Origin of the sequence: Aureivirga marina (genome assembly GCF_015767265.1) — a bacterium.
Taxonomy (GTDB): domain Bacteria; phylum Bacteroidota; class Bacteroidia; order Flavobacteriales; family Flavobacteriaceae; genus Aureivirga; species Aureivirga marina.
In genome coordinates this window covers 63189-83359 of record NZ_JADPIB010000001.1, presented here as the reverse complement: position 1 = coordinate 83359, position 20171 = coordinate 63189, and the positions used below count along the sequence as shown (strand labels likewise).

General features: G+C 26.5%; 25 protein-coding genes. 18 read left to right on the top strand and 7 right to left on the bottom strand.

From position 1 onward, the window contains the following. Positions 1-97 precede the first annotated feature (97 nt). Positions 98-655: a hypothetical protein gene (locus I1A51_RS00435; RefSeq protein ID WP_196890406.1), complete on the bottom strand. Its 558-nt coding sequence runs from the start codon at positions 653-655 to the stop codon at positions 98-100. A gap of 283 nt (positions 656-938) precedes the next feature. On the opposite strand from I1A51_RS00435, the gene I1A51_RS00430 reads away from it, so the two are divergent. Continuing rightward, positions 939-1487 carry a hypothetical protein gene (locus tag I1A51_RS00430; protein WP_196890405.1) on the top strand — a complete coding sequence of 183 codons (549 nt, stop codon included), beginning with the start codon at positions 939-941 and terminating at the stop codon, positions 1485-1487. Between the two features lie 33 nt (positions 1488-1520). Here the strand turns inward: I1A51_RS00430 and I1A51_RS00425 are convergent, their stop codons facing one another. Together I1A51_RS00425 and I1A51_RS00420 are read right to left on the bottom strand one after the other, a co-directional pair. Further along, positions 1521-2156: a class I SAM-dependent methyltransferase gene (locus I1A51_RS00425; RefSeq protein WP_196890404.1), complete on the bottom strand. Its 636-nt coding sequence runs from the start codon at positions 2154-2156 to the stop codon at positions 1521-1523. 80 nt (positions 2157-2236) lie between these two features. Beyond that, positions 2237-3091 carry a helix-turn-helix domain-containing protein gene (locus I1A51_RS00420; protein WP_196890403.1) on the bottom strand — a complete coding sequence of 285 codons (855 nt, stop codon included), beginning with the start codon at positions 3089-3091 and terminating at the stop codon, positions 2237-2239. Positions 3092-3204: 113 nt separating this feature from the next. On the opposite strand from I1A51_RS00420, the gene I1A51_RS00415 reads away from it, so the two are divergent. Further along, positions 3205-3474, top strand: coding sequence for a hypothetical protein (locus I1A51_RS00415; protein ID WP_196890402.1), 270 nt, complete (start codon positions 3205-3207; stop codon positions 3472-3474). A gap of 87 nt (positions 3475-3561) precedes the next feature. Next, a complete protein-coding gene (locus I1A51_RS00410; RefSeq protein WP_196890401.1) occupies positions 3562-3948 on the top strand; it encodes a hypothetical protein in 387 nt (128 codons plus the stop codon). A gap of 251 nt (positions 3949-4199) precedes the next feature. On the opposite strand, the gene I1A51_RS17670 is transcribed toward I1A51_RS00410, so the two are convergent. Further along, entirely contained in the window at positions 4200-4325 is a 126-nt protein-coding gene (locus I1A51_RS17670) for a hypothetical protein (protein ID WP_262895801.1), read from the bottom strand. 179 nt (positions 4326-4504) lie between these two features. Continuing rightward, positions 4505-5047, bottom strand: coding sequence for a helix-turn-helix domain-containing protein (locus I1A51_RS00405; RefSeq protein ID WP_196890400.1), 543 nt, complete (start codon positions 5045-5047; stop codon positions 4505-4507). 178 nt (positions 5048-5225) lie between these two features. On the opposite strand from I1A51_RS00405, the gene I1A51_RS00400 reads away from it, so the two are divergent. The 5 genes from I1A51_RS00400 (at position 5226) to I1A51_RS00380 (ending at position 9829) form a co-directional block, all read left to right on the top strand. Continuing rightward, positions 5226-5486 carry a hypothetical protein gene (locus I1A51_RS00400; protein ID WP_196890399.1) on the top strand — a complete coding sequence of 87 codons (261 nt, stop codon included), beginning with the start codon at positions 5226-5228 and terminating at the stop codon, positions 5484-5486. 99 nt (positions 5487-5585) lie between these two features. Further along, complete coding sequence (locus I1A51_RS00395) at positions 5586-6170, top strand: helix-turn-helix domain-containing protein (protein WP_196890398.1); 585 nt, start codon at positions 5586-5588, stop codon at positions 6168-6170. Positions 6171-6173: 3 nt separating this feature from the next. Next, positions 6174-6596 carry a hypothetical protein gene (locus I1A51_RS00390; RefSeq protein ID WP_196890397.1) on the top strand — a complete coding sequence of 141 codons (423 nt, stop codon included), beginning with the start codon at positions 6174-6176 and terminating at the stop codon, positions 6594-6596. 13 nt (positions 6597-6609) lie between these two features. Further along, complete coding sequence (locus tag I1A51_RS00385) at positions 6610-6786, top strand: hypothetical protein (protein WP_196890396.1); 177 nt, start codon at positions 6610-6612, stop codon at positions 6784-6786. Continuing rightward, complete coding sequence (locus I1A51_RS00380) at positions 6773-9829, top strand: CHC2 zinc finger domain-containing protein (protein WP_196890395.1); 3057 nt, start codon at positions 6773-6775, stop codon at positions 9827-9829. Before I1A51_RS00385 ends, I1A51_RS00380 begins: the two co-directional genes overlap by 14 nt. A 311-nt stretch (positions 9830-10140) precedes the next feature. Here the strand turns inward: I1A51_RS00380 and I1A51_RS00375 are convergent, their stop codons facing one another. Both I1A51_RS00375 and I1A51_RS00370 read right to left on the bottom strand, forming a co-directional pair. Then, on the bottom strand, positions 10141-10800 hold the full coding sequence (locus tag I1A51_RS00375) for an HNH endonuclease (RefSeq protein ID WP_196890394.1): 660 nt from the start codon (positions 10798-10800) through the stop codon (positions 10141-10143). After that, positions 10793-12175: an AAA family ATPase gene (locus I1A51_RS00370; RefSeq protein ID WP_196890393.1), complete on the bottom strand. Its 1383-nt coding sequence runs from the start codon at positions 12173-12175 to the stop codon at positions 10793-10795. The genes I1A51_RS00375 and I1A51_RS00370 overlap by 8 nt, the downstream gene beginning before the upstream one ends. Positions 12176-12258: 83 nt before the next feature. On the opposite strand from I1A51_RS00370, the gene I1A51_RS00365 reads away from it, so the two are divergent. The 10 genes from I1A51_RS00365 to I1A51_RS00320 all read left to right on the top strand — a co-directional run bounded on the left by I1A51_RS00365 (position 12259) and on the right by I1A51_RS00320 (position 20109). Next, a complete protein-coding gene (locus tag I1A51_RS00365) occupies positions 12259-12687 on the top strand; it encodes a hypothetical protein (protein WP_196890392.1) in 429 nt (142 codons plus the stop codon). Between the two features lie 3 nt (positions 12688-12690). Then, positions 12691-13203, top strand: a complete 513-nt coding sequence (locus tag I1A51_RS00360) for a hypothetical protein (protein WP_196890391.1) — start codon at positions 12691-12693, stop codon at positions 13201-13203. Between the two features lies 1 nt (position 13204). Further along, complete coding sequence (locus I1A51_RS00355; RefSeq protein ID WP_196890390.1) at positions 13205-13804, top strand: hypothetical protein; 600 nt, start codon at positions 13205-13207, stop codon at positions 13802-13804. A gap of 12 nt (positions 13805-13816) precedes the next feature. Continuing rightward, positions 13817-14182 carry a hypothetical protein gene (locus I1A51_RS00350; RefSeq protein WP_196890389.1) on the top strand — a complete coding sequence of 122 codons (366 nt, stop codon included), beginning with the start codon at positions 13817-13819 and terminating at the stop codon, positions 14180-14182. 2 nt (positions 14183-14184) lie between these two features. After that, the gene (locus I1A51_RS00345) at positions 14185-14514 is read left to right on the top strand and encodes a hypothetical protein (protein WP_196890388.1); all 330 of its coding nucleotides are present in this window, start codon (positions 14185-14187) and stop codon (positions 14512-14514) included. Between the two features lie 77 nt (positions 14515-14591). Beyond that, a complete protein-coding gene (locus I1A51_RS00340; RefSeq protein WP_196890387.1) occupies positions 14592-15131 on the top strand; it encodes a hypothetical protein in 540 nt (179 codons plus the stop codon). Between the two features lie 164 nt (positions 15132-15295). Further along, positions 15296-16165 (top strand): S49 family peptidase, encoded by an 870-nt coding sequence (locus I1A51_RS00335; protein ID WP_196890386.1) that lies wholly within the window; start codon positions 15296-15298, stop codon positions 16163-16165. Positions 16166-16178: 13 nt separating this feature from the next. Then, positions 16179-18329, top strand: a complete 2151-nt coding sequence (locus I1A51_RS00330; protein ID WP_196890385.1) for a hypothetical protein — start codon at positions 16179-16181, stop codon at positions 18327-18329. A 64-nt stretch (positions 18330-18393) separates the two neighbouring features. After that, complete coding sequence (locus I1A51_RS00325; RefSeq protein ID WP_196890384.1) at positions 18394-19212, top strand: hypothetical protein; 819 nt, start codon at positions 18394-18396, stop codon at positions 19210-19212. Between the two features lie 123 nt (positions 19213-19335). Then, a complete protein-coding gene (locus I1A51_RS00320) occupies positions 19336-20109 on the top strand; it encodes a hypothetical protein (protein WP_196890383.1) in 774 nt (257 codons plus the stop codon). The last annotated feature ends 62 nt before the right edge of the window (positions 20110-20171 follow it).

The window sequence follows — 20171 nt, the reverse complement described above, 5'->3', positions numbered from 1 at the left end:
TCTTTTGAAACACATTTTGCTTTTAGTCAAAGAAAATACCAAAATGTTTTTTATGACATTGTGTCGGAAATATTAGGTTTTGTTATGACAAAATGAACTAAAAATTATTATCTAATACGACATATAAACCATCAATCAAACCCGTCGTACAATAAAATAAATCTTCAAACTCTTCTTTAAAATTATTGAGATTTATTCTACTAGAAATTTGTTCTAAATTTATATTTCCATCTATATCAATAGGGTATCTAAAACCGTCAGATTTCAAATCTAAGTTATGAAACTCTTTCAATTTATTATATGTTTTTTCAGCTGGCTTTTCATATTGATCTTGCCAAACTTCTTTTAATATTTTTTGACTTTCATTCCATAAAGTAGCTAAATCATGACCTCCTTTATATTTATCTTCTTGTTTATTTAGTATTTTATTTCCAAGCATTATAATTTCTTTCATTGACAATTCTAATAAATGTCTATGAAGAAACAAATAAGGATAAATAAGAAAATCAATTTCTGTTCTATTTTCTTTAATTTGTTTTTCAATAGCTTCAATTGCTATGACATAACCCTCAACATAATTAATTCTTCTATTAGCTAGATTAGGAATACGTGCATTAAACTGCCAATCTTCTGTCTCTTTAAATAATTTTGCCATTATTACTAAAATTTAAATATTTAGGCAAAATTAAATGATAAGTATGAAATCTTTTTGCGTAGAAGAAGATGAAATTTTGTCTTTTTATTTCTATTATTTGAAATAAAAAATTTAAAACTAAACAAAAAATTATATTCATTTACATTCTCAAATTTTAAATAAACCAAAACTTAATCAGCTAAAAAACAATTGTTTAAAAAAAATGTGGATTTGCAATATATTTATTTTAACTGTAACTTAATGAGGAGATTACGTTTGTGGAATTACTAAAATTAAGTTTAAAATGACTAAAACAAATCCTTTTATTAAAAGACATCAAGAAGTTGCAGAGAAAATAGAGAAAATCAAATCAGAAGGAAATGAACATGCTGAGAAAATGTTGCAAGAATTGCTTTTACAGGAATCTTTAGAAGAAATGGAAGTGGATATTAATGAAAATTTTGAAGTGAAAGAAGAGAGATTTACACGGACCAAATCGGAATTTCCATTGAGTTATGAAGTTTTTTATGAAGATGAACATGATTGTGTGAAATACAAATTTTCCTTTCCAGTTTATTCGAAAGATGTTTCTTTTTATGACGAAGTTTTATCGTTTAGTTTTCCAAATAAAGTAGATTTCAAGACGAAAGAAGATTCGTATCAATTGGAAATTGATTTGAAGACTTTTATTAAATGGGAATATCGAAATTTTACAGAAACCAAAAATCAATTAGAGCAAGAAAAAACTGTTTTTTCAGAAAAAGTTTTAAATCCATTGCAATTTGAAATTGATAAAATGAATTCAAATATTAGAGCTTACAACCAAAGCCTAGAATCCTTAATACAAAATTAAATTGAAGAAATGGCACCGAAAAAGTGCCATTTTTTATCTTTTTTTCCCAACAAAACGAATAACAAATCCTTTTCCATTATGGAATTCACCTTCTGAAAGTTCGATTTCTTTCTCTTCCAAAAATAAGATGTCATAATTTTTAAAATCCTGTTTAATTTCCTCTTTTGAAAACAATAAATCTAAATCTTTTGGTCCTCCAACTTTTGGATTTTTAGCATTGAAATAAATATGATTTTTACTAAATGCTTCAAAAATCACAATTCCATCAGGTTTTAATAAAGAATTTAATGACTGATGAAAATCCGATTTTTTATCAGAAGCAACATGTGCATAAATTAATGCAATTGCATCAAACGAATTTTGTTTTAAATGCAAAGAGTCAATTTCTCCAACTAAATAATCAATTTTCACATTAAATTCCTGTGCAAGTTTTAAGGCTTTTTCTTTTCCTTTTTCACTGATATCAAAAGCAGTTACATCCCAATTATTTTTTGCAGCAAAAACACCATTTCTTCCTTCACCATCGGCAGGAAGTAAAATTTTTCCAGGATTTAGTTTTAAAATCCAATGCTTAAAAAATTGATTAGGTTCTTTTCCATAAGCAAATTTTTCCGATTGGTATCTTTCGTTCCATTTTGATTTATATTCTTGATTCCAATTTTTTTCCATGATAATAGCTTTTTAATTCCTTGCAAAATTAAATACAGAAAGTCTGAATAAAGTAGGACAAAAATGAAATTAAGATGGATTTATTGAAACTTTTTACGAAATGATTGTGGAGAAAAATCGGTATATTTTTTAAAGAATCGAATAAAATAGGAAACGTCTTCAAAACCAAGGTGAAAAGCAATGTTTTTTATTTGTTTTGAAGTGATGATTAATTGTCTTTTTGCTTCTAAAATATTTTCAGAAACAATCAATTCTGAGCAAGTTTTATCTGTGAATTTTTTTGATAATTTATTTAATTGATAGGAGGTAAGATGTAATTTTTCTTTATAAAAAGAAATGTTTTTTTCTTGTTTAAAATTTGTTTTAATCAATTGAAAAAGCTGCTCAAATTGTAGTTTTTGTTGCGAAGATTCTTTTAAAAAATCATTGTTGGAATTTCGAGTTAAAGTGATAAAAATTAAATAAAGATGAAAATAAATAGCTTCCAAATACTTTTCATTTTTAGTGGTAATTTCCTTTAAAATTTCTTCCAAATGCGACTTAATATTTAAAAAAGTTGTTGTTTCTAATTGGAAATAATTTTCATGTTGTAAGTTTTGAAAAATAACATGGATTTCTTCGTTGTTTTTAAAGAAAAGTAAATCTGTAAACTGGATTAAAAAACCTCTTCTGTTGCTTTTTAAATCCAATTGATGTACTTGTTGTGGATGCACAATAAAAACGCTGTAATTTTCCACAGAAATCGTTTCAAAATCAATAGAATGCTCTCCTTTTCCTTTCTCAATAAATAGAAAATAATAAAAATTGTGACGATGGTATTTTTCGAAAATATCTTTTCCAATTTGAATGTTTTCCAATCGACGAATTCGAAAATGATTTTCAAAAGAAATCAATTTCTTATTCTGAGAAATATTTCGAATTGGAATTTTTGACATGTTGTTTTTTGTAAAGATAAGAGGAAATTTTTGGTATTGATATTTTTAAAAAATATGCAGTTCAAATTTCTACATATTTTCCTAATTTAATATAGGAAAACAAAAATCAACTTATGAAAGAAAAGAATTTAGAAACAAGAGTGGAAGAAGTTATAAATCTAGCTGAATATGGAGATTTATTAGAAGGAGTGAAAGTTCAAATTAAACAAGAAAAATTTCATATTTCTACTAAAAAACCAATTACAAATGCTATTATTTTATTTTTAATTGATGATGTAAAATGTTATCAAGAAGACAAAAATTGGAATGGAAAAACTGATGAAAAAAGATTTGTTCTTACACCTTTGGGTAAGGCAGTTCAAGATCGAATTTTTGGGGAGTGATGTTTATAGAGTATTAAGATGACAAAAGTTTGATATCTTTAATAAAAGAAATCACTATTAACTTAATTTTTAAATAAAATCATAATTATGGATGAAAAAAAAAGATTTGATTTATTAACTTCTGGATATAGGATTGAATATTTTCAAACACCAATAATAATTGATGTTTTTCTGATTATCATTAATTTTATAATTCCATTTATTATTCCTTTTTATTGGGTTTATATAGGTTTTAAAAATTTATTTAAAAAAAAGACACATTTTTATAAATTTAAAGAAGTGTCTATCTATAAAACTGATAGAAAAATTAAGACTGAAAGAAAAATAATTGGGAAACCTAAGGTTAAAGATTATTATGAGGAAAGTTATAAACCTATTCCAAGAGAAAGGTTTTTTTATTTGGTTAAATGTATTGCAGCATTTGTAATAGCTTATATTGGATTTCGATATAATTTATTTTATAAAATTATATAAATTTGTTTAATTAACTTTTACCAATTCCTCAAAATTTTAACAAAACCTATAAAAACAAAAAAGCCTTACTATTTCTAGTAAGGCTATCATGTGATCGCGATAGGAATAGAATTTTTCATTTAAACTACTGATTATCAATGTTTTTTAAAATTGAAGTTTTCAAATTGTAAAACATTTTGCTATTTTCTCTTTTTTAAATTAAATCTAAGTGTGATAATCAGTTAATTACGTAATAATGTCTAAAAATTAGATTATTCATCATCCGTTTTTTCTTTTTTAATTTCTTTATCAATTTCAGAAACTAAGTCTGAACATTGATCATAATCTGCATTTGGATTATCTATCTCCAAATTTGCTTTTTCGTTTTCATCTTTCATATGAGTAATTTTATAATTGATTAGTTTTTTTACGTTTTAAATTATTATTAACCTTAATTTTTTTAAGATGGAAAAGAGAGAAAAACTAGCAAAGTTAACTCGCCAATTAGAGAAGCTTTATAAGAAGCTTAAAAAAGCTAAAAAAAAAGAAAAAGCGTAAGAAGAAAAAGAAATCTCATTTAACTATTGTCAGATGATTTTTTTTCTTCAGGTGAAGCCTTTTTTGGGGTTTCACTTTTTGTTTTTTTTAATGAGTGTTTTGTGTTTTTCTTCTTCATTTTAGAATAAATAATAGAATTATCCATCATAACATCTATTGAATCATTTACCTTTATTCCTTGGTTTAATGAATCATTAGTTTTCAGGAATATTTCTAATAATTTATCTTCTATATTTTTACTTTTAAACTCTTCTACTTCTATACTAAAATCTTTTTCTACTGGTATTTTCTTTTCAGAAACATCATAAACTGCAGGTTCTTCTTCAACAATATTAGTTTCATCATTTAAAAACATTTCTCCTTTTCCAAATAACAACCAATTAAAATTTACTTCAGGAAATGCTTCTTCTATTTGAGACATTAATTTCAAACCAATATTAATGCTATCACTTGTCAACCTTGAAACATATTGACTTCCAACTCCTATACTTATAGCAAATTTAGTTTTTGATATTCCTAAAGTTTTAATTAGAAAATCCATTCTTTCTCCTATACTGTTCATATCTTTTATGATAATAAAATACTTCTATTTACATATTTGTGTATTCAAACTTGGTAGTGTGAAATATTTTAATTAATATTGTTACATAGATTATAAATACTGTTACATAGTATTTACACAAATATATAAAACATTAATCTTTTATGTTTATTTAATCACTAACCATTAATCTAAAATTATGATATCAGCAGAAGAAAGAGAGAAACTAAAAAAAGTATTGAACAGAGGATATATTTCAGAAGTGAAAGAAATACTAGAAAAAAAAGGTGTTTTAAATTCAAAAGGAAATCCACATTCATCAACAATGATTAGCAATGTGCTAAATATGGATGTATATAATAATGATGAAATTGAGTTGGCTTTATATACAGTCTTTTCGAATAGAATAAAAAAACAAAAAGAAAAAGAAGAAGTAAAAAGGAAACTACTAAACAGTTAATCAAAGAAATATAGTATCATAATTTAAATAAAAAAAGCCTAGCTGCAACTAGACTTTTTATGATTGATGATACTTATCTAAAAAGATAAATATAAACTTATGAAAAACAAACTTAAAGAAAAGGAAGCTCCTGTGCAAATAGCAGGAGTTTCTCCTATGGATTGCAACATTGAATTTGTAGGAACTTCAGTTGGAAGAAAAGTTATTTGGTTACAAAATGGAAAAAGTCGACATTTTGAAGAACTACCAAAAAGTATTATCCAGGAACTAGGAAAAATGTATTTGAATACTCCAGAAGCTATTTTGGAATTTACAACAAATCCTGAGTATAGAAATCCTAGTTTAGAAAGACAAATCGAGCTTTTTACTTTTTATAATTATGGTGATTTAGATGATAAACCAGATGTTATAAATGGAAAACTTCAAGCTTCAGAAAACTTCCGAGAAAAAGAAAATTGCCCAAGTTTAAAGTTTAAAGAAATTAAAATCAATGGAGCTTCTTTAACAAAAGAAGAGCTTAAAATAATTGATTTATTCAAAAAGGATTTTCCAGATAAAGCTTGTTGGGATGAATTGGGAGTAAAAGAATCTCAATTCAAATATTTAAAGTCAAAGCTTTATAGAAAGGCAAATGTTCAAAGTAAGACAGGTTTATTAATCAGAGTGTTTCACGAAAATATTTAAAATATGAAAAAGTATTATGTATTGGGAAAAGAAGCACAAGGTAAGCTTCAAAAAGAATGTCCTTTAAACTGGAGACAGATTATCGAAAATTTGAGTAGTAAAATAAAATCACTTTGTGGTGTTTTTGATTTCAATTTGATAGAAGCAATAAAACATTATTTGAAACAAAATCCTGATCAAAGTGAAAGAATGAACGTAATTATTTACTATTTAAAAGATGATCCGATGATGTTAAAAGCCGAACATGAAATTATTGAAAAAGAGATAGCAAAGTATAAACAACAACTGAATTTCCTAAATTCTACAAGCTATGACAGTGCGAATGACAAGTTTCAAATCGAAAGTTTCTACAGAAACAAAATTGAGGAGTTACAAAGAAGACAAGAGCAGCTTAGAACAAAAACAAACAATTTGGTACAAGTGTAAAGCAAGAAGGCTTTTGTATAAGCTAGTAACCATTGAGGAAGAAATTCCAGATTCTTTAATTCAAAAATGGTTGGAAGCAATTATAGAATTAAACGATCATATCAACGGAAGAAAAATACCTCAAGAAAAAACCTCATTCGAAACAGTAGAAACGTTTATCCAAAATTTGAACAATCATGAGCAACTATAAAACATATATTCCAAAAGAAATAGCTGAAGAAATAAAATCAAAATCTACTCTAGAACAAATTTTAAATCAATATCATAATCTAGGTAAAAAGAAAGGTTCTTCTTATGAAATGCATTGTAATAATTGTAAAGGAGAAGGAAGATTAAAATATACACCAACTAAGAAAATAGCAAAATGTTTTAAATGTGATGTAGGAGTAAAAACTCCTATATCATATTTAATGAAATTTCATGGACATAATTATACTCAAGCTTTAGAAGAATTGGCACAACTGAATTTTATTGAAATTCCAAAGTTTAAAGAAAAAGATAAAACCACTACAAAAAGAAAATTAAAAACTGCTGCACAAAAAGCTAAAAAGGAAAAAACATTTTGTGAAACTATGCTTGAAAATTCTGGTTTGGCTAAATCAGATATTACAGATCAAGATGTTTTCATGATTGATAATACTAGAAAATCAGCAGAAATTTATAAAAGTGGTTCTGTAGATGAAAAATTTCAAAAAGTTCGAGGAGACGATGTAATCATAGATTATTATGATTTGGAAGGAAAACAAATGACATATTACGAACTTGATAGAAGTGGAAACCCAAAAGGAAAACCAAAACCATTTTTTAGAGTTCGTTTTCAACATCCGGATTTAAACCAGGATAAAAATGGAAATCCTGTAAAATACAAAAGTCCATACGGTTCTGGAACAAAACTATACATTCCGAAATGTATTAGAAGAAAATATAAAATGTCTTCTAAAATCAAGACACTTTATATTCAAGAAGGAGAAAAGAAAGCTGACAAAGCTTGTAAGCATGGAATTATTTCTGTTGGAGTTATGGGTATTCATAATATGGCAAATAACAAAAAGCTTCCAGCAGAATTCGAAAGAATAATTAAAAGATGTCAAGTTGAAAATATTGTTTTTGTCCTGGACCAAGATTGTTTTGATCTTTCTTCAAAAATTGATTCTAAACACTCAGCAGATCAAAGACCAAAATCATTTTATAGAGCGGTTGTAAACTTTAGAGATTATTTTGCTGCATTTAAAAACTCGGATATTTACTTAAATATTTTCTTTGGACATATTAAACCAAACAATGAAAATGATAAAGGAATTGATGACTTATTAACTAATAGTTTAAGAGGAAAAGAAGATGAATTAGCAAAGTTATGTGATAAAGCGTTAATCGAACCAAAAGGAGATGCAACTTGGCTACAGTTTCATAAAATCACAACTGTTTCAGAATTTAAAATAAAAGAATTTTGGGCATTAGAGAATAAAGATGCTTTTGTTGCTAAATATTTCGACACTTTAAAAGATGTTCCGGAATTCGTTTTTGGAAAGCAAAAATGGCGTATTGATGAAAATAAAGAATGTGTTTTAGCACAACCTTTAATGGATTCAGAACAGTTTTGGAATGGAGAAGAAAGAAAAGATAAGAAAGGAAACATTATAAGTACAAACTACACTTTTAACCACAAAAGATGTTATAATTTTTTACAAAATCGCGGTTTTTTTAGAATAGAAAAGTTCGATGGAACATTCTCTTTTGTTCACCTTCAGGATAATATTTTAAGAGAAGTAAAAGAATACAAAATGAAAGATTTTGTAATTGATTTTACAAAGCAATTAAACATGGAAGATGTAGAAAATATGCTATATCGAAATGCTAAAAATTATCTTGGATTAGATTCACTTTCCAATTTAGAATTCAGAACACTAGAATTGAATTTATCAAAGAGAAATCTTCAGTATATGTATTTTAATGATAAGTATTGGAGAATATCAGATGAAGAAATTGTAGAAGAAGAATTAAAAAATTTAGAAGGACAAGTTTGGGAAGATTCTATTTTAGATTTTAAGCCAGAAAAATTAGATTTCTTCTTAAAAGATATACAAGAAATAGGAGAGAAGGAGATTAAAAAAGTTCCAGGTTTAAAAGATTTTAAAGGAGAATATTTATTTGAAATTATGGAAGAAGGACAAAAATGTGATTTTCTTCAATTCCTTTGTAATACTTCAGATTTTTTTCATGAAAATAAAACCAGGAAACTAGAAAATTATTCAATTGCTGAAAAGCTTGAAATAAATAGACATTTATTGTCAAAGCTCACTGCAATGGGATATTTATTACATAATTATAGAGATGCAGCATGTGAAAAAGCTGTTATTTGTATGGATGGAATGATGTCAGCGGTTGGAGAATCAAATGGAAGAAGTGGAAAATCTTTGTTTGGAGTTGCTTTAGATCATATCATTAAAACTGTTTATATCTCTGGAAAGAAAAAAGATTTAACTGAAGATCGTTTTATTTGGGAAGAAGTAAATGAAAGAACTCAAAATGTTATTCTGGATGATATTCGTGCCAATATGGATTTTGAAAGGTTCTTTCCAGAAATCACAGGGAATTTTCAAATTGAAGGAAAAGGAAATAAGAAATATACTTTACCAAAAGGAACAGGACCAAAACTACTATTTTCAACAAATCATGCATTGAAAGGAGAGGGAGGAAGCTTTGATGATAGACAAATACTTTTAGGTTTTTCAGATTGGTATAATTCTAATCACAAACCAGTAGATGATTTTGGAGTTTTATTTTTCCAAGGTTGGTGTGAAAAACAATGGAATAGATTTTATAATCTAATGGCTCAATGTTTACATCTGTATTTTAAATATGGAATAATTGAAGGACCAAAAGAAGCTTTAATGAAAAGGAAATTAAGGCAAGATATAGGAGAAACATTCCTGGATTGGGCTGATGAGTTTTTCTATAAAGAAGCCACAGTGAATTCAGCTATTCCAAAAGAAGATATGTTTAATGGAGATAATATTTCTCTTGGAAAAGGATTTCTAACCAAATATCCAGATCAGAAAAAATATACAAACATCAGAACTTTTAAAAAGAAACTAAAACAATATTGTATTTACAAAGAGTTTGAATTTAATCCGAAACAAAACGGAAAAGATGATAAAAGAAGCGGAACTGAATATATTACAGTGAATGTTCCTGATGAAATGTATTTCGAGATTGCACAGTTGAATAAGTAATTAAAAACCTCCTGAATGGGAGGTTTTTTTATGCATACAAATAAATTAAAATAGGGAACGTGTATTTTTTTACTTTCAATGATTTTTCCTCCCTACACCCACCAATTTATTTTAAGAGAAATAGAACTTATATGCTGATTTTCAAAGAATATCCGCTATATATAATAATATATATTCTTTTTTAAAAAGAAAGGATAATTAAAAAGCAATATAAAATCGTGCTTTCGTGCTAAAAACAAAAAACAAGACTTAAAGCCTTGTTTTTATTGGGTTTTTCTTAGCACGATTTTAGCACAGTTTAGCACGAAAGTTCAATTATCTAGACCGAATAATTTTTTAAATCTAGAAATTATGCTGTTGTCTTTTTCTCTATCATCATTATCCATTAGAATATTTAAGCCTCTTATTGCATCTAGGTGTGAAGTTAAATCTCCATCAAGACCATATTCATGTGCTCTTCTATTTAATCTACAAATATATATTGTAAACGAACCTTTATCGGACAAGTCTATATATAGATTACCATTTTTTGCAATATGATCATTATAATTATCAAAGTGTGGATGAACAATTTTAAAAGAATTAGATGAATTAGGGTATCTTATATAATTTCTATTTTCATTACTTAAAGGGTTTTCTAATTCATTATTGATTATTTTATTTTTTTTAATTTCATTACAATCACAACAAACTACACATAGATTTTTTGGAGTAAATATAAATTTTGGTATTTGAGATTTTGGAATAATATGTTCTATATGAGCATTACTTGCAGATGAAATAGAAACTTCATTTTTACAATATGAACAAAAACCTGATAACCCTCTATAATGATTTCGAATGTGCCTTCTCAAATCTAATAAATCATCATTTCCCCAATGTTGATGAGTAAAGTCAGGATCATTTAATTTAGAATTTATTAAACTTTGTTGCTCTGGTGTAAAAGTAACGGGTATTGTAATATCAGGCATATTTAGTATATAATTCTTGAATTAAAGGAATAAGCTTATTTAAAGGATCGTTTAAATCTAAGTTAGGTTGTTGATTTATTAAAATTTGATAATTTCCTAAATCTTCTTCATCAAACATTTTAACTTTTGAAACTTTAGATAAAATTGAAAAACCAATTCTAGCTAAATATTCATTTTTAAAACCAGGAGAATCAAAGATATTTGCTAATTGATAATCTATAGATTGATTTCTAGATTTTGAAGCACTTAATAAAATATTTTCATTGATTTTTAAAATAAAACAGTTATCGTGCTCAAGTTTTGAAATTAGTTGAGGAGAATGTGTTGCAATTATGAAATGACAATTTTTGAAATTTTTAAAAGTTGAAATCAATAACTGAATAAATTTTTCTTGCCATTCTGGATGTAATGAAATTTCAGGTTCATCTATTAAAATTAAACTATTGTTTTTTATTAGAGCAGCAATATTAAGAATTGTAATCAATATACATTGTTCTCCAGAACTAGCTTTTGTTAAATCATATATGTCATGATTTTCTTTATACAGTAAAACTTCCTTTAATTTTAATAAACCACATTCTATTAAAAACAATAATTCAGAATATAACAAGTCCCTAATTTCAAAATAAAAATGATTAGATATTCTTACTCCATCATTTATAATTACTTGAATGTCATCTATTAATTCTATGTTGCTTAATATATCATATAGTTTATTAAACTTTTCAATATCAAATTCATTTAATTGACCTGGAATTTTAAAAAAATCCGTGCTTAATAAAGTACCTATTTTGGATTTAAAAAGATAATATTGAATTTTTTCCTTATTAGATTTAATTTCCTGTAATTCATTTAATATAATTTCAATATTTTGCCTATTTAATTTAGTTCGATAAATTAAATTAAGTACTGGCATATATCCTATATATTTCAATGTTTTTTTAAGATTTTCTAATTGAATTGGATTGGAATTTGCCACATCAAGGATGTTCAAAATAATTTTATTCAATAATGCTAAGCCAAAGTTTCTACTTTTAATATCTCTTATTCCTAAATAATGATAATTTGATTCTAGTAATGTGTTTTTATATTCATTTGATAAAGGGAATTTATCAAAAGGGCTAGTGGATATAGCTAATATGTTTTTTGGGTATAAAGATGATTTTTTAAGTAAAATGTTATTGTTAAATAAACTGTCTTGATGTTTATTTACATAAAAATTTTGAAAAACACTATGTATAATATTATTTAATAAATGACTTTTACCAGATCCATTTTTACCAACGATAATAGAATAAATATTTCTGTCTTTTATTAAATCTTTTTCATTTATAAGTCTAAATTTTTTGTCTTCATGAACAATTTCAGCTATCATTTTTTATAATTTTATTTATATTTTCCGAATTTACAAAATTTAATGTCCTTTAAAATCTCTATGAACATTATTATTCTTGTAATATGACATTACAAAAGAATAAAGAAGGAGCAATTTCAAATATTTGTGAAGTTGGAGTAAGATCATTTAAGTTTGCTCCAGACTATTCTTTTCATAAAATATATGGAACACCAAATTCCATAAAGTTTTTAAACTCTTCTCAGAAAACAAAATCAGGAACACTTTATAATTATAAAATTCAACTTCTTTATCCAGGATTAAAAGAATCAGACTTTTTTGATTTTCATAGAATGCTGAAAGACAAATATTCGGTAAGAATAAAAACTGTACAGCAAGAAGTATATGAAGTAGGAAATAAGATAATTCCTCTTGAAATGAAAATTAATTTTAAATCTGGATCAGGAACAGAAATCACATTTTATAATAAATCATTAATTCCTGTAAGATTTGTTGATGATGGTTTTCCTTATGCTTTAACCTTTTCACTTTAGCTTATGAAAAAAATAGAAATAGAAGATAAAAGAGATACAAGACAACTTACTGGAGATCCAAAAGACCAATTTTCAGCTTCGGATTTCAATATTATAAAAAGTACAATCAATAATTTAATTGATGAAGTTGCTAAAAAACAATCTAAAGAAGAAGGGAAAAGTTTATCTGCGGAAAACTTTACAAAAGAATTAAAGGAGAAAATTGAAAAGCTAAATTTTGAATCTATTGAAAGTGAATCAAGAGATTTAGAATATTTATATGTTTCAGAATCTAGAAGTTTAAAAGAATCAGATAAGGGAAAGGTTTTAGTAATTCAAAATTCTGCTGTTGTGATAACAGTTCCAAATGAATTATCTAAAAAATTCAATTGTTATTTCACTGCAATTAAAAATTTTAATGGAAGATTAGAAATTGGATCTAAAGAGTTTGATGCTCCAAACGGATTAGAAATAACAGATAAATTAACTAAAAGTCTAGGTTTTTTACCAGATGGAAAATTAATAATAAGACCTTGATATGACTGGATTAATTAGCCATGTTTTTTCTCAATCAAATCATAAGAAAATTAAACTAACTGATTTTGCGAGTTATAATTTGAACGATGAAGAATTACAAAAACTTTTTGCAATTGATTATGATGTTCCAAATTCTAAAAAGGAATTTAAATATAGTGTAGTAGAAGGGAATGATGTATTACTTTATTATAGTAATGATTCAACATTAGAATTTGAACAATCTGCTTTTGCTTTTGAAAAGCCATGTCCAACAGAAATTATTGATGCTGAAGGATTGATAACTGGAAGCAGACCACATCCATTTAGATTAAGAGAAAATATAGTTTTAAAGAGATTGTATTTACCAAATTTACAATCTGTTAATTGGAGTTTTTTAGATCAATGTTATGCTTTAGAAGATTTATACATTCCAAAATTGAAAAGTTTTAATAAACATACTTTTCCATATGCATATACTTTTCGTTGTTTACCGTTAAACTCTCCAGATAAATTTCGAGCAGTTTTAAATTCTGAATTAAGAGAATTAACAATAATTCCAAGTTTACAAAAATTGTTAGATCATCTTCCAGATTCTGAAAGTCAAGTTACATGGATTTCCTAAAATAATATAGATATGATTATAACTAAAGAACCAATTGAGATTACAATTAATAGTAGATCAAATAAAAAAGAAACAATTTTAGTTGCTTTGGATATTGTCAAATATGTAAGGGATAAAGAACTAGGAAAGTTTTTATTTGAAGTAGTAGATTATAAAGTTAAAAATCAAAATGGGATTTTTATTTATGAAGAATTTGATAGAAATGTTAGAAGTAAAAGTTTAGAAGAAGTAAATATTTTTTGGAATATAACTGGAGACAAATCAACTCCAGAACTTTTTGATTTAGCTCTATCAAAAGGTTTGTTATTAGAAACGCAACAAGATCCTGTTCATAATTCTACTTCAGAGATTTGGGAACTACATACTAAACAAGTTTAGAAATGGAAATATCAAATTATATATCAACATTTTTGCCCTATTTTTTGGGATCAGGAGGAATACTTATGTGGATTCTTGAGAGAAAAAAACGAAATACTGTAATTAATACCAATGAATTAGAAAATGTTTCTAAATCTTTAATTATTTACAGGGATATGATAGAAGATTTAAAAAATAATTTGAAAGAAGCAGAAAAGAAAGGTGATGAATTAGAAAAGCTTTTGAATGATACTTTTAAATCCAATAATGAATTGAAAAAAGAATTGATAAAAAAAGATATTGAAATCTCAAAACTTAAACATGAAATAGAGAAGCTAAAAGCAATAAATTAAATGCATACGAAAAAAAAAGTTATCAACATTACGGGAACCCGTATTGTAATGAAATTTCTTAAAAAATATATTGCAGTATGTCAAAAAGAGCCTTAATACCCTTTGAATTGCCAGATCATTTGGCTTACTATTTATATTTCCAACTAAAGACACCAGTTGAAAATATAAACGGTTATGAATCTAAAGCTTTACATGTTTCAAAAAGAAGTAAACTTGGAGAGTTAATTTTATTATTATTAGAAGAAACAGATAAACCAATTAAAGTAAAAGAAGGATTTACTTTATACATTTCTATACCAGTTAGAATTAAACAAAATAAAGAAGAATCATTTGTAGAAAATAGATATTCTTTTGTTTATCTTTCAGAGAAATCTAGAGAATCTATCATAAAAGTATTTCAAGCTTTTTTTGAAACTAATCTTTTTAGTTTCGTTGATGGAGTTGCTTTTTATAGAGAAGGGAAAAAGGGAAAACAAAATGCTGCAATTATTGAATTTTTACAAAAACATAGAGTTCCTTTTAACGAATCAGAGTTTGAAAGGTATAAAAAACAATATTATCGAAGTAAAAAAGCTTGCGAACCCCCATTAAATAAGCTATTAAAAAATTTAGGATAAAACTGTCCCTGATTTTTTTAAAAATTGAAATAAAAAAATCAAAAAAAATACTTTTTCTTTTCATTCATAAATTCCCAATACAAGCCCTTAGAAATAAGGGCTTTTTTTATTGTCCTTTTCTCAATCTTCTATTAAGATTAAAATTGTATAAAACAAACTTATACATGAAAAGTAAATCGTCATTAGAACTATTTTCTTCGCTTTGGGCAATTTCTCCTAGTTCACTTTATGAGTACAAACCACTTTTTGCAAAAATACTTTCTGGAAGAGCTGATTCTGAAGGAAGAGAATTAGAAGCTAATATAAATTACCTAGTTGATGAAAATGGAGATAAGATTGAAAACAGATCAAATGATATTCCTCCAGGAACAGTTGGAGTAGTAAATCTAATTGGACCAATGATTAAATATGGTAATTGGTATTTATGGGGAGCTGATGAACTTGTTGAAATGTTAGAAGCTCTTGATAAACATCCAAATGTAGTTGGAACAATTTTAAGAATCGATTCTGGAGGAGGAGCAGTTAAAGCGGTTCCAGTATTCGCCAATTTTTTAAAAAGAAAGAAAAAACCAGTTGTTGCACTTTGTGATATTTGTGCTTCTGCTGCAATTTGGGTTAAAAGCTATTGTGATTATTCATTTGCTGAAAATAATATTTCAGCAATGTTTGGATCTATTGGAGTATTAGCTCATTTATTTTCTTATAAAAAATTCTATGAAGATTTAGGAATAGAAGAACATATAATTGTTTCTGATTATTCTGAAGATAAAAACAAAGCTTTCACTCTTGCCGAAAAAGGAAAGTATAAGTTGATAAAAGAAGAATATTTAAATCCTACTGCAAAACAATTTCAAGAAACAATCAAAGTAAAACATCCAAAATTAAAACAAGATGTTCCAGGGATATTGAAAGGTAAAATGTTCTATGCTGAACAAGCATTAGAATATGGACTAATCAATGAAATAGGAACTTTTGAAAAGGCAGTTCAAAAAGTTCATGAACTAGCTAATATAAACTCATTTTTAAACTCGTAAAATCAGATAAATAATGCCAATTAATTTTAAAATAATCGAAGCTTTAATCTTAACAAAATTAAACTTAAAAGCTTTTGCAGATGGAAAACTAGAGTTTACATCAGAACAAAAAGAAAAATTGAAAGCAACTTTTGGAGATAAAACAGAAGAATTAACTGCAAAGTTTTCAAAAGAATATAATGCAAAATTAGAAGCTGGATTAAATTCAAAGGAATTAGATCAAACTATTAATGCTTTTTTAGAGGAAAATAGCAATTCTGAAGCTAACACGGAAGATGGTGAAGGTAATGAGGAAGAAGAATCAATTTTACAAAAAGCACAAAAGGTAATAGAAATTGGAGCTTCAAAAGATAAACAAATAAAGCAATTACAAGCTGATTTATTAAAATTGGCAAACGAACCTGAACCAGAAACCTCTATTGAAACCGTTAAACTAGATAATATGAAACAAATTGGTCATTCAGAAACACATTTGTTCTCAAGTAATGAAAAATTCAATGCTATTGAAGGTAGATCCTGGAATAAAAATTTTAAAGATATAACTTCTAAAGAATCAACATTAGATACAGTTGCTTTGACTGAATGGAATACGATTAATATTGAGAAGATTAATAGCGATATTCAAGATTATGCTGCAAAATTTTCTCCCAATATTGAGACATTATTAAGAGATAGTTATGGTATTCCTGCACATTGGAAATTAGTTTCTGGAGTTTCTGATAAATATATCATGGCTAAGTTAGTTTCTGGAGAAATAACACAAGCAAGAAAAAAAGATTGGTTACCAAAAAATAAAAGTCGATTCGTTCCACAAATTGGAAAAGTTTATGATGTTCAAATTGATATTGAATATGAAGGATATGAATTACAAAAATTAGAAAAAACTTGGTTACAATCTCAGTTTGATTTAAATGGTTCAGATCCTTATAAATTATCTTTTGTTCAATATTTAGTTGAAAATTTGATTAAACATGCAAGAAAAGAAGATAAAATTGTTCTTGTAAAAGGAGTATATAATCCTTCAGAAGATTCAAATACTCCAGCTAGCTATTTAAATCGAATGACTGGTTTATTAAAATTGATTTCTCTAAATAGAAATCAAACTTATGTTCCATTTAAACTTGGTAAGCCAACTAAACAAAACATTTTCGAATATGTAAAGAAAATGTGTGATTCTTTACCTTATGATATTAAAACTTTACCAGAACTAAGATTTGGAATTTCTCCTTCTTGGTTAAGAGCATATAAAGAAGGATGGGAATTTGCTAAGGGAGTAAATACAGATTATAAAGGAACAATGGATTCTGTAGATGGATATCCAAATGTTAAATTTGATAGCCTTGTTCAACTTGAAGGATCTGATTTATTTTACATTACACTTCCAGATAATATCACTGTTATGGTTGATAAAGTTGGAGAAGAGAATAATTTCAGTATGATCAAGAAAATTAGAGGTATTCAAATAGCTTGTGATTATAAACTTGGAATCATGATTGAGTGTTTTGGAGCGGATATTAAAGCAAGTAAAATGGTTTCATTTGAAAACCAATTATTCTTCAGTAATGATGTTGAAATTTGTAATGATGTTTATGTTCCAGCAGATGCAAATACAACAACTTTAACTGCAAAATATCATAATGCAATTATTGTTGGAAAAGGAAATACTTCTCCTAAAGAAGTCACAGATATTATTGATGTTACTCCAGGAGAATTAATTTACTTAAAAGGAGATAATGAAGAGAATCCTTCTACAATTAAAAATAATGATAAAATTATTTTATCAGGTGGAGATTGTGTTTTAAAACCAAATATTGAATTAGTTCTTTTAGTTAGATCAGATTCTAAATTACTTGAAATTAAAAGAGTTGATTTAGCAAAAGAATATGATGGAGTAAAATTAAATTCAGATGTTACTGAATTAGATGCTGCTGAAGGAATGGAGTTTGTTACTTCAGAAAATACTTCACAAGTTGAGATTTCAGATATTTTAAATGCTATTCCTGGAGAAACTTATCGAATTACAGGAGGTTCGGATACGAATCCTTCAATTCTTAAAAAATCAAACTCTAAATTTTCTTTAGCTTCAGATATCACTTTAACAACTGGTAAATTCATTGAATTAACTTTTACAGGTCAAAAATTCATTGAAGGAAAACGAGGATAGTATTTAATCAAAAGAAGCTATTTGTTTAGCTTCTTTTTTTGCTTTAATCTATAAAAATATACTTATGTCATTTGTAAAAAAAAATGTTTTAAAAACTAATAAAGCTGCTGGAGTAGCTGAATCAAAAGATCCTAATATCATAATTGTTTATACTAAGGATATTCTAACTTTTCCTGATAGAGATTCTGGGAAAGTTAAAATGATTTCTGATATTGTTTTAAAAGAAGGAGCTTATTCAATTAAAATTTATGCAACACCTTCTTCTATTAAACCAACTAAAACGTCTGATGGTGAAGAAGATTCAAAAGGATTTATGCATGGAACTGAATTTGCACATCCTGGAGATTCTCTTGAAATAAATGAAGCTATTGCTGATTTGACGAATGAGAATGTGATTATTCTTCAAAGAACAGGATGTACAAATAACTTTTACTATAAAGTTTATGGAACTCCATGTGCGCCTTTACAGCTTAAATTAGAAGGTCAAAATGATTTTGAAGCAACTAAAAATATTTTCAAATTTGAAGCTACTGTTAAAAATAAATATTTACCAGGATTTTATTTTGGAAGTGTAACATTCGATGAACCAATGGGTGTTATCGTGGATGGAGATACGGAAATTAATTTTACTGGTTCTGGAGAATATAGAATTATTGCTGATGGTTTAGAGGTTAGTGGTATTAATGGAGGTAATCACGGAGATGTGATTTCAATTGTAGGTTATGGAAATAATGTTGATGTTCCATTTTTAGATCCAAAGCCAACAATATTTCTGAAAGATGGTGCTGATTGGTATGGAAATCAAGGAGAAATATTAACCTTAAAAGCATTTAAGAATTCTGAAGATGGAGATCTAATTTGGATCGAGCAATCAAGAACATAATTATCTTTCATATTTTATTATTAAAAGCTTTTACTTTAATTGGTAAAAGCTTTTTTATGTCCTTTTTTCAAGGGATTACATAATATAAATTGCAATAATTGATTGTTAAACTGACTTTATATTATGGACATATTAGAATATTTTAAAAGTGATCGTTCTTTTCAAAAAGGAAAAGAATTATATAATAAGCATCCTAAAAAATCGCTTGCTTTCTCAAGGATTCTAACAAGGTTAAATGATACTGAAGAAAATAGATCTAAACTATGTTATGAGCTTTCGAAGTTATATGGAATTACTGAGAGAAAGATGAATATTATCTTGAGAAAACCAATTGAGAAAAAAGTTTGTCCAACAATTGAAAAGGTAAAGAATACAAATAAAACTCCTGAGAATATTACAACAAAAACTGATAATTCTAAGCAGGAAAATCAATCTAAAACAATTCGTGAACAATTCCCTTTTTTAACTTCTGAAAATTGTCCAGACGTTGCAAAAATTCTAGTTGCAGATTTAATAACTGCATATGCTGCTTACAAAAAAGCACATGATCAACTTTTTGAAGGTTTAAAAGAAGATGAATTGTTTGATGCTGCTGCGGATGTAATTGAGCCTTATATTAAAAATAAACAGATTTTTAAAGAATTAGAATCTTATCAGAAAACTGGGAAATGGCTTGGTAAATATCCTAAGTTGGAAAAAGAGATTCTTATTCAAGAATTAAAACAATCATCCGCAGATGATTTGGCTAAAGAAAAAGAGAATACGGAAAGGAATATTAGAAGAAATGACGAGAAACTTAAAAAGGCTGACAAGAGTAAAAAAGAAAAATATGCTAAAAAAGTAATTTATTATAAAGAAAAACTTGTTTTAATAGAAGCAGAATTAAAATCTAGATAATACTCTTTTGTAAGCTAAATAGTAACCAAAGCAAGCCGAACCGCTTGCTTTTTTAAATTCAA